We start from the raw sequence: 11,606 nt of genomic DNA on the forward strand, positions 1-11,606 counted from the left end.
AGGCCCTCCTTATCCGCCCGCGGCCTTGATCGCCTCGGCGACCTCCGGCCATGTCTTCCCGCTGATCATCTTGCCGTTGATGAAAAAGGTCGGCGTTCCGTTCACCCCATCTGCCGCACCACTATCATGAAGCTGGTCAAGGCGGGTCATACCGGCTTGGTTGGTGAGGCAAGCGCGTGCTCGCGCCGGCGTCACTCCATGCTTCTGCCCGATCGCGACCAGGCCGGCGGCTTCGGCAATCCGCACGGAACGTTCCTGGTCAGGAAGTGCCAGCAGCGCGGCCCGGTCCTGTTCGGACATCGAGCGGATCTTGCCAAGCCATTGCGGCTGGGTCGCGTAAAGTTCTCTCGCCGTCGGGAAAAAGGATGCCGCACCATTGCACCGGGCGATCAGCGACGCGGCGACATCGACACCATTCAGAATGTAGTTGCGGTACTCAAAGCTAACGGTGCCCTTGCGGACGAAAGCTGATAGCGGCAGCCAAGACTCTTCGTCGAATGCCCGGCAGTGCGGGCAGGTCAGCGACCCATATTCGACAAGCTTTACCTTCGCGGCAGGATTGCCGATCCGGAACCCGCCCTCCGAGGTCGCCGCCACCACCCTGGTCCAAAGCTTCGGCGCCGCGTTCGCCGAAGCGAGCGGCAGCGCCAGGAGCAGAAAGGCAAAGAGCCGGACCAGCCTCATCCGCCGATCGCTTCCTTCAGCTTGGGCTCCAGATCCTTCCAGGTGCCGGTCCTCTCAAGCAGCTTGCCATTTAGAACAAACGAGGGCGTTCCCGGAAAGTCGGGGAAGCTGTTCTGCACGTCGTTGCTGATCTGGCTGAGCTGGGTGACGCGCTGCTGATCGGCCAGACACTGACTGCTCTTGGCTTGGGAAACGCCGCGCATCGCCGCCCAATCCTGAAGTCCGGTCAGACGAGCGAATGCGGCAATTTGTTGCTCAGGCGGAAGCGACTGAAGCTGGTTCAGCTCTTCCTGCGGCGCCGACTGCAGCTTTCCAATCCAGACGGCTTGATCCTTGTAGAGCGCGCGCATCAGCGGGAAGAAGCTCTGTGCGCCGTTACAGCCGGCAATAAGGTTCGCGGGAATGTCGGGACCGCTAAGCAGGTAAGGCCGGAACTCCCAGCTGATCTTGCCGGTCTTCACATAGCCATCGATCAGCGGCTGGACGCCCGTCTCATCGAACTCGCGGCAATGCGGGCAGGTCAGCGCCCCGATCTCGATCAGCTTCACCGGCGCTTCCGGATTGCCCATCATCCATCCGCCAGCAGTGGTTGCAGTGGCGACTGTACTCCAGTCGCCGTTCGCCGGCGCTTTGACCGCCGCTACGGGCTTGCTTTCCCCGGCATTGCCTTCGGCCGGCTTGTCGGAACCGCAGGACGTGAGCGGCAGCATGGCTGCTACTGCGACAAGGAACAGCGACTTCTTCAACTGATTGTTCTCCGATTGATGACGGGAATTGAGACGGTCTCCGCGTTCACGGCCGGTGGCCCTGTCGTTGCAGCGATCTTTGAAGCCAGCGACTCAAGGCAGGCGCGAAGCTCGGGATCGGCAATTTCCCGCAGGCCCTCGCCAAGCTCTTTGGGAACCGGTGCCGGTCCAGGGCGAGCAGGCCGTGCTGCCTGCGCCGGTGCGCGCCCCTGCTTGAAGACGATGCGATCGACTGCCTCATGCCCGAAGAAGCGGTTCACCCGCTCGATCACCATTGGCGCGATATGCTGGAGCAAGGGCGCGTGGGCGCCTTCAACGGTCAGGGTAAGAACGCCGCCCGATCTCCGGCCTTGCGGAAAACGGATCGATTCCGGACAGGAGATTTTGGCGTAGCGTTCACCGACGATCTCCTGCCAACGGCTGACGACACTGCTTTGGACGAAGCCAAATCGGCGAAAGGCCGCATCGCCGACCTTGCCGACGATGTCGCCAGCAAGCCGCGCACGTCCGCTGCGTTCAGAATCATCGGGCCTTTGCTTCGCCATGACGAACTGTCATGCCATGGGCCATGCCGAGCGCCAATGCCGCAAATCGCCTAATGAAGCATTATCTGGGGACGGCGCGGACACTACCGTGGCGCGCTGCGCCGGGAACGAACGCGCCGGATCCTTACCGCGTCTGGCTAAGCGAAGTCATGCTGCAGCAGACCACCGTCACAACGGTGACTCCAAGGTTCAACCGGTTTATCGAGCGATGGCCGACGATCGAGGACTTGGCGGCCGCCAGCGATAAGTCGATTCTGTCGGAATGGGCGGGCCTCGGCTATTATGCCCGAGCGCGCAATCTCATCGCCTGCGCAAGGGAGATTGCTGCACGCGGATCGCTTCCGAATACGGCCGAGGAATTGCGCAAGCTTCCCGGAGTTGGCGAATATACGTCCGCAGCGGTCGCGGCGATCGCGTTCGGGGAGCGGGTGCTTCCTGTCGACACGAACATCCGCCGTGTCGCCGCCCGCCTCTTCGCCATGGAGCAGCCTACGGATTCGCAGGTCCGTGACGTCATGACGCCGCTGATCCCAACCGACCGCGCCGGGGACTTTGCCCAGGCTCTGATGGACCTTGGCGCAACCATCTGCCGTCCGGCCAAGCCGCTCTGCAGCCGCTGCCCCCTAGCCCCGGACTGCACCGCCTTTGCACTAGGGCAGCCCGAGTTATTCCCCCGTCCAAAGGCCAGGAAGCATCGCCCTCATCGGCACGGCACTGCCTGGTGGACCCGCCGCGGCGACCATCTCTGGCTGGTGCGGCGGCCGGACCACGGCATTCTCGGCGGCATGGCCGCGCTTCCCGGTCCGGATTGGACGGACACGCCCCATCCGCATGGGCCCGCGCTTGCCCGCATCCGGCATGTGTTCACCCACTTCTCGCTCGACCTCGATCTGGTGAGCGCATCGGAACCGGTCGGCGATGGCTGGTGGCACCCTGTCGACGACATCGATAGCGCGGGTCTCCCGACCTTGTACCTGAAGGCAGCACGCGCCGCTCTGGCCACACCGTTGTTCGATGCCGCAGCCTGACTTGATGAAGGGCCAATCGCCCCTTAAAGGCGTGGCCAAACTTCCAATTGCCAAGCTCGGCGCGGCCGAACGGGGACTTCATGACCGATAAGTTCAACACCATCGCGGGCTGGGTTTTGTTCGCCGGTATCGTTGCCCTTGGAGGCAGCGTCGTGACGCACGAACTCTTCAAGTCGGAAGCGCCTGAAGAAGGCGGCTATCCAATCGCGGGCGTAGTCGAAGAAGGCGCGGATGGTGCCGAGGCCGAAAAGCCGATCGAATTCTATCTTGCCTCCGCTGACGTCGCCAAGGGCGAGACCGTCTTCAAGAAGTGCGCTGCCTGCCACAATGCCGATAAGGGTGGGCCCAATGCGCTCGGCCCCAACCTTTACGGGGCCCTCGGCAAGCCGCACGGCCATGTCCCGGGCTTCGCCTATACGGATGCGTTGAAGAGCAAACCCGGTGTGTGGGACTGGGCGTCCATGAGCGAGTGGCTCGCCAATCCTAAGAAATATGCGCCGGGCACCAAGATGACTTTCGCCGGCCTCAGCAATCCCGAGGAGCGGGCCAACGTCATCGCCTTCCTCAACTCGCGTAGCGATGCGCCGCTGCCGCTTCCGGCGGCGCCGGCCGAAGGTGCTGCTCCGGCGGCCGGAGCGGCTGTCGAAAAGGGCGCAGACGCCAATCAGGCGGGCACAGCGACGAATGACGGTGCGCAGAAGGCAGAGAACGAGCCGGCAATAGACCTCAAGCCTGGCGAGAGCGGCGGCGAGGCGAAGCCCGGCGCCGGTCCCTCGCACTAGGCTTTAATTCATCTCGTAATAGTTGCGGACGAAGCTCCAGGCCTCGTCCGCATCCTCGCTCCAGTGAATGAGGTCGAGGTCGGCACGGGCGATCACGCCTTCGTCGGCGAGCGCGTCGAAGTTCACGACCGAGTTCCAGAACTCGCGGCCGAACAGCAGGATCGGCAGCGGCCGGATCTTCCCGGTCTGAATGAGGGTCAGCACCTCAAACATCTCGTCGAACGTCCCGAACCCGCCCGGAAAAACGGCAAGCGCCCGGGCGCGCAACAGGAAGTGCATCTTCCGCAAAGCGAAATAGTGGAATTGGAAGCTTAGGTCCGGAGTGACGTACGGGTTCGGCAATTGCTCGTGCGGAAGAACGATGTTCAATCCGATCGATTCCTTGCCCATGTCCTGCGCACCGCGGTTGGCGGCCTCCATGATCGACGGTCCGCCGCCCGAGCAAACGACGAAGTGCCGCTGTCCATCCACGTCGCAATCGCAATCGCTTGCCAACTGGGCGAGCTTGCGTGCGACATCGTAATATTTCGACTTGTCCTTAAGCCGTTCCGCAATCGCACGCTGCTCATCCGACGATGCTGCGGCGATCAGCGCGTCCGCCTTGGCGGGCTCCGGGATGCGGGCCGACCCGTAGAAGACGAAGGTCGATGCGATATTCGCTTCATCGAGCAATAGCTCGGGCTTCAGCAGCTCGAGCTGGAAACGAACGGGACGAAGGTCCTCCCGAAGAAGAAACTCCTTGTCCTGAAAGGCCAGCTTGTAAGCAGCGCTTTCGGTCTGCGGCGACGAAGGAACATGCTTCGCTGCCTCTGCATCGACCTTGGATGTTGGGAAAATACGTTTTGGAGGTGCTGCGTCAGTCATATCGCCGCGGCTCTAGCCGAGGTTGAGAGGTTCCCCAACCACCTCAATCAACCAGCTCGGCATCTCCGGTGCCACGTACAGTACGCTCCCGAATGAACATGCCGATCGCCGCGCCCGCGCCTGCGAAGATGAGGAAGAAACTGAAGTTCAGGGCCAGGTCCATCCGCAGCCAGAACGGCTCGTTGGCTTCCTTCCCGATTTCCTCGACGACGAGATAATAGATGAGGGTTCCCACTACGCTTGGCGTCAGGATCGACAAGGTCAGCGGCCAACCGCGATACCGCACCAACGCAAACGCAGCTGCGGCTCCGATCAGATACATGGTCCAGACGAGTATTTCGCTCATGGCTCCTCAAAGCCGCGAACGTGCAGGTAAGTTCCCGCTCAGTACACCCGCGCCTTGGGCTTTATGTAGCCAACCTCGTCGGTGAGCGTGAATTCGTGCACCGGGCGATAGTCGATGCGGACATTGCCGCCGCCGCCTCCCCAACCGTCGAACCAGGCGACGGTGTGCTTCATCCACTCACCGTCGTTCCGCTCAGGGAAGTCCTCGTGCATGTGGGCGCCGCGGCTTTCCTTGCGGTTGGCCGCGCAATGCATTGTGACCACCGCCTGACCGATCATATTGTCGAGCTCCAGTGTCTCGACCAGATCGCTGTTCCAGATCAGGCTGCGATCGCTGACCTTTACGTCGGCCATACGCTTGTAGATGGCGTCGATGTTCGCCTGACCCTCCGCAAGCGTGCGCTCCGTCCGGAACACGGCGCAGTCCTTTTGCATCGTGCGCTGCATCTCCAGCCGGATCTCCGCGGTTCGGCTGCCACCATCGGCATGGCGGAAATGGTCCAGACGCTCCAGCGCACGGTCGGCAGAATCCTTGGCGAGCAAGGCCTGTTGCCCACCCGGCTTGATCACCTCGGCAAGGCGGAGGCCCGCAGCGCGGCCGAAGACTACCAGGTCAATGAGGCTGTTGGAGCCGAGGCGGTTGGCGCCGTGGACGCTGACGCAGGCCGCTTCGCCGACTGCGAACAGGCCCGGCACCACGGCGTCCGGGTTGCCGTCCTTCAGTGTCACCACTTCGCCGTGATAGTTGGTCGGGATGCCGCCCATATTATAGTGGACTGTCGGAACTACGGGGATCGGCTGGCGGGTCATGTCCACGCCGGCGAAGGTCATCGCCGTCTCGGTGATGCCCGGGAGCCGCTCGGCCAGGATCTTCGGATCGATGTGGTCGAGGTGAAGGAAGATGTGGTCCTTGTGCTCGCCGACACCGCGGCCCTCACGGATCTCCATGGCCATGGAGCGTGACACGACGTCGCGGCTGGCAAGGTCTTTCGCCGAGGGAGCGTAACGCTCCATGAAGCGCTCGCCGTGGGAATTGGTCAGATAGCCGCCCTCGCCGCGCGCGCCCTCGGTGATCAGCACGCCCGCGCCGTAGATGCCGGTCGGGTGAAACTGAACGAATTCCATGTCCTGCAACGGCAGGCCGGCGCGCAGCGCCATCGCATTGCCGTCGCCGGTGCAGGTGTGGGCGGAGGTCGCCGAGAAATAGCAGCGCCCGTAACCGCCGGTCGCAAGCACAACGGCTTGAGAGCGGAACCGGTGGATCGATCCATCATCAAGCGAGAGGGCCAGCAGACCCTTGCACTCGCCGCCTTCCATGATGAGGTCGAGCGCGAAATATTCGATGAAGAAGTCGGCATCATACTTCAGGCTCTGCTGGTAGAGCGTGTGAAGCATGGCGTGGCCCGTGCGGTCGGCGGCGGCGCAGGTCCGCTGGGCAGCCGGTCCCTCGCCCATGTTCTGCGTCATGCCGCCAAAGGCGCGCTGATAGATCTTGCCCTCGTTGGTGCGGCTGAACGGCATGCCCGCATGTTCAAGCTCGTAGACTGCGGCAGGTGCCTCACGAACCAGATACTCGATCGCATCCTGGTCGCCGAGCCAGTCGGAGCCCTTGACCGTATCGTACATGTGCCAGGTCCAATGGTCCGGACCCATGTTGCCGAGGCTTGCGGCGATCCCGCCCTGCGCCGCCACTGTGTGACTGCGGGTTGGGAATACCTTGGTGACACAGGCCGTCTTCAAACCTTTTTCGGCCGAGCCCATGGTGGCGCGCAGCCCGGCACCGCCGGCGCCGACAACGACCACGTCATAGATGTGATCGACGATCTGGTACGCGCTCAAGCCTGTCCTCCAAACGCGATCTTTGCCAATGCGAAGAGCGCCAGCCCTGCACCGCCAACAGCGGCGAAGAGCAACACGGTATTGAGGGCGAAATTGTTGCCCGGCTCATGCACGTAATCGTCGACCACCACCTTCATGCCGTCGAGCCCGTGCGCGAAGCTGACCACGATAAAGATCGCCATCGGAACGGCAACGCTCGGCAGCCGAAGCCACTCAACGACCGTGCGCTGGTCGAGCGACGGGAGGAACATGAAGGACGCCAGCAGCCATGAGCCGAGCAGCAGCAGCGCGATGCTGCTCAACCGCTCGCGGATCCACTGATTGCCGCCGTGATGTGCGGAGCCGAGCCCGCGAACCCGACCCAGTGCAGTGGCGCTTTCACCAACGCTCATGCGGTCCTCCCAAGGAAGAATGCCCACACTGCCGCCGTCAGCAGCAGCGACAGGATGATGGTCGCAACAGCACCCTTCTTGTTACCTTGGATCTCGAAACCGTTGCCGCTGTCCATGATCAGGTGGCGGATGCCCGAGAGCGTGTGCTGGAAAAATGCCCACGTCAGGCCGATCAGCACCACCAGGCCGAGCGGATGCTTAGCTGCCGTCACGAACTTGCCATAGGAGTCCGGACCGCCGGCCAGCGCCATCAGCCACCAGACCAGCAGGGCGAGTCCGGCAACCGTCAGCGCACCGCCCGTCACCCGGTGCAGGATGGAAACCGCCATGTGCGGGCCCCAGCGCCAGATCGTCAGGTGGGGCGACAAAGGTCGGGATTTGGTCGCGGCCATCGGGCCCATTTCCTCTTTGCTAAAGGCGCTCGCGAAGGATGCTTGCAAGGCCGGTGCCCGCTTAAGCGCGGCGCCAAACGGACGCAAGTTTTGATGCCCCGCCTAACTTCGCCTTAACCATTTGCGGTTCAAAGACGCTCCCGAAGTCTGCGGGGACATGAGGCAGACGACTTGAGGAGTGTGTCGATGGGCGTTGAGCGGATGAACGATGAGCAGGTGAGCGCGCGTCTCGCGGCCTATGCAGATGGCGGCCGTTTCGCCGAGGAGCTTGCCTGGTTGTGGGGCGAATCTCAGGATGTGATCGAAAGTGCGGCGAAGAGCGCGCTGGGTGCATCCGGCGCCGAACTCTATCGCGACATCTTCACCAGCCCGGTTGACGAGACCTGGGTTCGCGGCATCGCGCTTGCCGGCGCCAAGTTCGGCAGCAATGCCGCCAAGCTTCCGCAAGCCGCCGTCGCCCGCGCTAGCTTTTCAGCCCAGGTGTTCGAGAGCCTCGGCAGCCAATTCGAAGGATCCGACAAGGCCCGCGCGTTCGAGACCTTTGCCAAGGTCGTGAACTTCGCGAGCGAGATCATCGCCACCTCGGCCGCTTCCAGCGCTGCATCGGCGCCTGCGGCAGCCCCGTCGGGCAGCGACAATGGAGATTTCGAGCGCCGCGTCGCCGACCTCATCCGCAACAGCATCGAGCAGACTCGTTCCCTGAGCGAGCGTACTCATGCCACTGCCGCCTCGACTCGAGGCATGCTGGGCAAGACCAGCGAAGTCGCCGCCGCCGCCGAACAGTCGGCGATCGCGATGCGCGAAGCCGCTCAAACGGCCGCCGGCCTCATCCGCGCCATCGAGGACGCTCGCTCGGAAGTGGAAGTCGCCGCAGGCGTCGCCACCCGCGCCGGCGACCAGGCCAGCGAGGCCGTGCAGGTCAGCCAGGCATTGTCCGCCCACGTGGAAGCGATCGAATCCATCCTCAGCCTGATCCGCGACATCGCCGGTCAGACCAACCTTCTCGCTCTCAACGCCACCATCGAGGCGGCACGTGCGGGCGACGCGGGCCGCGGCTTCGCGGTGGTCGCGCAAGAAGTGAAGAGCCTCGCGTCACAGACCGCCCGTGCAACGGACGACATCACGGCCAAGATCACGGCGATCCAGCAGGCCACTCGCCAGACGGTGGACGCCAACAGCTCGATCCAGGGCACGGTCGAAGAGGTGCAGACCTCGGCCGACCGCATCCGTCAGGCGATGGAGCTTCAGGCCCAGACGGTGACCATGATCACCGCCGCGGTCGACGAGACGGCGCTCGCCGCCGACTCGATGAGCTCGACCATCGCCGCGATCCGCAGCGACACCGAAAATGTCGCCAAGGACATTGACGAGGTCGAACAGGGCTTCGGCCGCTTCAGCGAGAATATGGCCGAGTTCCGCCAGACGGCGCGCGCCGCCTGACTTCTTCCCCCGGCCCGCGCAAGCGGTAGTCGGGGGCATGAACATCCTCATCACTGGCGCCAGCCGCGGCATTGGCGCAGCCGCTTTCTCCCTCCTCTCCAAGGCAGGGCACCGGGTCGTCGGCCACTCCTCCAAGGGTGGCGGCGACCTTGTCGCAGGCGACCTGACCGATCCGTCAGCGCCGCGCCGCATCTTCGAGGAAGCCGCAGGCCGTCTCGGCAGCATCGACGTGCTCATCAATAATGCGGGCATTTTCGAGGGTATCGCTTACGATGCGTCGGACGCCGACTGGCACGCCGCCTGGCAGCGCACGCTGACCGTCAACCTTCAGGCCGCGGCGGACCTCTCGCGCCTTGCGATCCAGCACTTCCTTAAGGGCGGACGCGGCGGGCGGATCGTGAATGTGTCCAGTCGGGCGGCCCACCGTGGCGATTCACCAGCGCACTGGCACTACGCCGCTTCCAAGGGCGCGATGCAGGCGATGACCAAGAGCATCGCGCGCGGCTACGCCGACAAGGGTATCTATATTTACGCGGTCGCCCCCGGCTTTGTGCACACGGAAATGACCGACGAGTTCCTGGCCTCCGAAGCGGCCAAGCCGGTGCTTGCCGATATTCCGCTCGGCCGCGTTGCGGGCTCGGACGAGATTGCGGAAACAATTCGTTGGCTCGCCTGCGATGCTCCACCGTCTGCTACGGGTACGACCATCGACGTAAACGGAGCTTCTTATGTTCGCTAGCCTCGCCGCGCTTGCCCTCGCTCAACCAATCTCAATCCCGCTCGACAAGCCGAAGAACGTCGAGCGGCCGGTTGCGCCGATTGAAAGAGCTGGGCCGCTGTGGGCCTACCGCTGCGGCGGGTCCGACGATTGGGAGAAGCCGGCTCCGCCCGTAAGATTGTTCGCCAACACCTATATGGTCGGCACCTGCGGGATCACCTCTCTGCTGATCAAGGGCAGCGACGGCGACATATTGATCGACGGCGGCACGGACGGCGGCGCGCCGATGATTGCCGAGAACATCCGCAAGCTCGGTTTTCGGCTGAGCGACGTCAAATATATTCTCCACAGCCACGAACATTACGATCACGTCGGCGGCATTTCGAAGCTTCAGCAACTGACCGGCGCCACGGTCGTCGCCTCACGCGAGGCCGCCAAGGTCCTCGCCACCGGAGTTGCGGATTCCGCAGACCCGCAGGCCGGCATGCATGCGCCGTTTCCGACCGTGCAGGTCGGTCGGGTGATTGCCGACGGCGGAACGGTTCGCCTCGGCAACCTGCTGCTCACAGCGGTGGCGACCCCCGGCCACACGGCAGGCGCGCTTAGCTGGCACTGGGGAAGCTGCGACGGCGGCATTTGCAGGCGAACCGTTTATGCCGACAGCCTGTCGCCGGTCAGCAGCGATGCCTACCGCTTCAGCGACCATCCGCCGCTCGTTGCCGCCTTTCGCTCAAGCATCGCCAAGATTGCGGCACTGGACTGCGACATCGTCCTGACCCCGCACCCGTCGGCAAGCAACATGCCGGACCGGATGAGCGGCAAGGCACCGCTGGTGAACGCCGACGGCTGCAAGGATTATGCCGCAACGAAGACCAAGGCGCTCGACGCACGGTTGGCCAAGGAAGCCGCAGCCAAGTGAGCTGGCGCGCGACCGTTCACTGCACGCGCACGCAGGCGGAGTCGGCGCCGGAGCTCGACATCGAGTGGCCGGACGATCCGCCGGTGCTCGTCGCCGACGAGCCCGATCCGGCCAAGCCCGACGACTGGCTGCTCCATGCTTATTTCGATCATGAGCCCGGCACCGGCGAACTCGCAATCCTTGCATCGCTCGGCACATCGCAGCCGCAGCTCGAGGCGTTGGGCGAACAGGATTGGGTGACGATGAGCCAGCAAGGCCTGGAGCCGATCCGCGCGGGTCGCTTCTTCGTCCACACGCCGACCCACGCGCCATTGGGCGGGGCGATTAACTTCGAGATCGACGCCGGCCTTGCTTTCGGTACGGGTCAGCATGCGACGACCAAGGGCTGCATGGAAGCACTAGATTCACTGGAACGCAACGGTTGCAGGTTCGCAAACATTGCCGATATCGGCACGGGCACGGGCCTCCTCGCCTTTGCCGGTCTGGCGCTCTGGCCCGAGGCAAAGTGCATTGCGACTGACATCGACCCGATCAGCATCGACGTTACCCGCGACAATGCCGCAATCAACCGCGTGAAGGTAGGTCAGCATGCTGGCGAACTGCTGGTTGCGGTTGCGGACGGCATGGATTCGCCGCTGCTGGCCGCACGGGCGCCATTCGACCTCCTGATTGCTAACATTCTGGCAGGCCCCCTGATCGATCTGGCGCCCGACTTCGCAAAAGCTTTGTCGCCAGGTGCTACGGTTATTCTCGCGGGTCTGCTCGACACCCAGGTCGACGCCGTGGTTAGAGCCTACGAGACGCAGGGCTTGCGATCGCAAAGCCGCGGCAAAGGCGAGTGGCCGGTCCTGCAGTTGATGGCTCCAGCCTCCGCTTAGTGATTGCGAAAGGACCGAGGGCGTAGTCGATGCG

General features: G+C 63.6%; 14 protein-coding genes. 6 read left to right on the forward strand and 8 right to left on the reverse strand.

Features of this window, described 5'->3' with window-relative positions:
• Positions 1–9: 9 nt before the first annotated feature.
• The 3 genes from G7077_RS05280 to G7077_RS05290 are packed head-to-tail and all read right to left on the reverse strand — an operon-like array spanning position 10 to position 1,975.
• Positions 10–684, reverse strand: a complete 675-nt coding sequence (locus G7077_RS05280; RefSeq protein ID WP_166410801.1) for a thioredoxin domain-containing protein — start codon at positions 682–684, stop codon at positions 10–12.
• Positions 681–1,430, reverse strand: a complete 750-nt coding sequence (locus tag G7077_RS05285) for a thioredoxin domain-containing protein (RefSeq protein ID WP_206367700.1) — start codon at positions 1,428–1,430, stop codon at positions 681–683. Before G7077_RS05285 ends, G7077_RS05280 begins: the two co-directional genes overlap by 4 nt.
• Positions 1,427–1,975 carry a DUF721 domain-containing protein gene (locus G7077_RS05290; protein WP_166410803.1) on the reverse strand — a complete coding sequence of 183 codons (549 nt, stop codon included), beginning with the start codon at positions 1,973–1,975 and terminating at the stop codon, positions 1,427–1,429. Before G7077_RS05290 ends, G7077_RS05285 begins: the two co-directional genes overlap by 4 nt.
• A gap of 53 nt (positions 1,976–2,028) precedes the next feature.
• On the opposite strand from G7077_RS05290, the gene G7077_RS05295 reads away from it, so the two are divergent.
• Positions 2,029–3,003 carry an A/G-specific adenine glycosylase gene (locus G7077_RS05295; protein ID WP_246167403.1) on the forward strand — a complete coding sequence of 325 codons (975 nt, stop codon included), beginning with the start codon at positions 2,029–2,031 and terminating at the stop codon, positions 3,001–3,003.
• An 80-nt stretch (positions 3,004–3,083) separates the two neighbouring features.
• A complete protein-coding gene (locus G7077_RS05300) occupies positions 3,084–3,785 on the forward strand; it encodes a c-type cytochrome (protein WP_166410804.1) in 702 nt (233 codons plus the stop codon).
• A gap of 3 nt (positions 3,786–3,788) precedes the next feature.
• Here the strand turns inward: G7077_RS05300 and G7077_RS05305 are convergent, their stop codons facing one another.
• Genes G7077_RS05305 through sdhC form a run of 5 tightly spaced genes read right to left on the reverse strand, consistent with a single transcriptional unit; the run spans position 3,789 to position 7,617 of the window.
• Positions 3,789–4,649: an LOG family protein gene (locus tag G7077_RS05305; RefSeq protein WP_166410805.1), complete on the reverse strand. Its 861-nt coding sequence runs from the start codon at positions 4,647–4,649 to the stop codon at positions 3,789–3,791.
• Between the two features lie 43 nt (positions 4,650–4,692).
• Positions 4,693–4,995, reverse strand: coding sequence for a hypothetical protein (locus tag G7077_RS05310; protein WP_166410806.1), 303 nt, complete (start codon positions 4,993–4,995; stop codon positions 4,693–4,695).
• A gap of 38 nt (positions 4,996–5,033) precedes the next feature.
• Entirely contained in the window at positions 5,034–6,833 is a 1,800-nt protein-coding gene (gene sdhA / locus G7077_RS05315) for a succinate dehydrogenase flavoprotein subunit (protein ID WP_166410807.1), read from the reverse strand.
• On the reverse strand, positions 6,830–7,225 hold the full coding sequence (sdhD, locus tag G7077_RS05320; protein WP_166410808.1) for a succinate dehydrogenase, hydrophobic membrane anchor protein: 396 nt from the start codon (positions 7,223–7,225) through the stop codon (positions 6,830–6,832). The genes sdhA and sdhD overlap by 4 nt, the downstream gene beginning before the upstream one ends.
• Positions 7,222–7,617, reverse strand: coding sequence for a succinate dehydrogenase, cytochrome b556 subunit (sdhC, locus tag G7077_RS05325; RefSeq protein WP_166410809.1), 396 nt, complete (start codon positions 7,615–7,617; stop codon positions 7,222–7,224). Before sdhC ends, sdhD begins: the two co-directional genes overlap by 4 nt.
• A 186-nt stretch (positions 7,618–7,803) precedes the next feature.
• Here sdhC and G7077_RS14085 point away from each other — a divergent pair, with 186 nt between their 5' ends.
• From G7077_RS14085 to G7077_RS05345, 4 genes are read left to right on the forward strand one after another with little or no spacing between them, the layout of a single operon-like run.
• Positions 7,804–9,057: a methyl-accepting chemotaxis protein gene (locus tag G7077_RS14085; protein ID WP_246167405.1), complete on the forward strand. Its 1,254-nt coding sequence runs from the start codon at positions 7,804–7,806 to the stop codon at positions 9,055–9,057.
• 37 nt (positions 9,058–9,094) lie between these two features.
• Positions 9,095–9,796, forward strand: coding sequence for an SDR family NAD(P)-dependent oxidoreductase (locus G7077_RS05335; RefSeq protein WP_166410810.1), 702 nt, complete (start codon positions 9,095–9,097; stop codon positions 9,794–9,796).
• Positions 9,786–10,694 (forward strand): subclass B3 metallo-beta-lactamase, encoded by a 909-nt coding sequence (bla, locus tag G7077_RS05340; RefSeq protein ID WP_166410811.1) that lies wholly within the window; start codon positions 9,786–9,788, stop codon positions 10,692–10,694. Before G7077_RS05335 ends, bla begins: the two co-directional genes overlap by 11 nt.
• Positions 10,691–11,572: a 50S ribosomal protein L11 methyltransferase gene (locus tag G7077_RS05345; protein WP_246167407.1), complete on the forward strand. Its 882-nt coding sequence runs from the start codon at positions 10,691–10,693 to the stop codon at positions 11,570–11,572. Before bla ends, G7077_RS05345 begins: the two co-directional genes overlap by 4 nt.
• Positions 11,573–11,606 lie beyond the last annotated feature (34 nt).

The organism is Sphingomonas piscis (assembly GCF_011300455.1).
Taxonomy (GTDB): domain Bacteria; phylum Pseudomonadota; class Alphaproteobacteria; order Sphingomonadales; family Sphingomonadaceae; genus Sphingomicrobium; species Sphingomicrobium piscis.

What these genes read in the sequence shown, in the direction of transcription:
- G7077_RS05280 (WP_166410801.1), bottom strand. Translation starts at nt 684, where the DNA reads ATGAGGCTGGTCCGGCTCTTTGCCTTTCTGCTCCTGGCGCTGCCGCTC.
- G7077_RS05310 (WP_166410806.1), bottom strand. Translation starts at nt 4,995, where the DNA reads ATGAGCGAAATACTCGTCTGGACCATGTATCTGATCGGAGCCGCAGCT.
- G7077_RS14085 (WP_246167405.1), top strand. Translation starts at nt 7,804, where the DNA reads ATGGGCGTTGAGCGGATGAACGATGAGCAGGTGAGCGCGCGTCTCGCG.
- sdhD (WP_166410808.1), bottom strand. Translation starts at nt 7,225, where the DNA reads ATGAGCGTTGGTGAAAGCGCCACTGCACTGGGTCGGGTTCGCGGGCTC.
- G7077_RS05335 (WP_166410810.1), top strand. Translation starts at nt 9,095, where the DNA reads ATGAACATCCTCATCACTGGCGCCAGCCGCGGCATTGGCGCAGCCGCT.
- bla (WP_166410811.1), top strand. Translation starts at nt 9,786, where the DNA reads ATGTTCGCTAGCCTCGCCGCGCTTGCCCTCGCTCAACCAATCTCAATC.
- G7077_RS05290 (WP_166410803.1), bottom strand. Translation starts at nt 1,975, where the DNA reads ATGGCGAAGCAAAGGCCCGATGATTCTGAACGCAGCGGACGTGCGCGG.
- G7077_RS05300 (WP_166410804.1), top strand. Translation starts at nt 3,084, where the DNA reads ATGACCGATAAGTTCAACACCATCGCGGGCTGGGTTTTGTTCGCCGGT.
- G7077_RS05295 (WP_246167403.1), top strand. Translation starts at nt 2,029, where the DNA reads ATGAAGCATTATCTGGGGACGGCGCGGACACTACCGTGGCGCGCTGCG.
- sdhC (WP_166410809.1), bottom strand. Translation starts at nt 7,617, where the DNA reads ATGGCCGCGACCAAATCCCGACCTTTGTCGCCCCACCTGACGATCTGG.
- G7077_RS05305 (WP_166410805.1), bottom strand. Translation starts at nt 4,649, where the DNA reads ATGACTGACGCAGCACCTCCAAAACGTATTTTCCCAACATCCAAGGTC.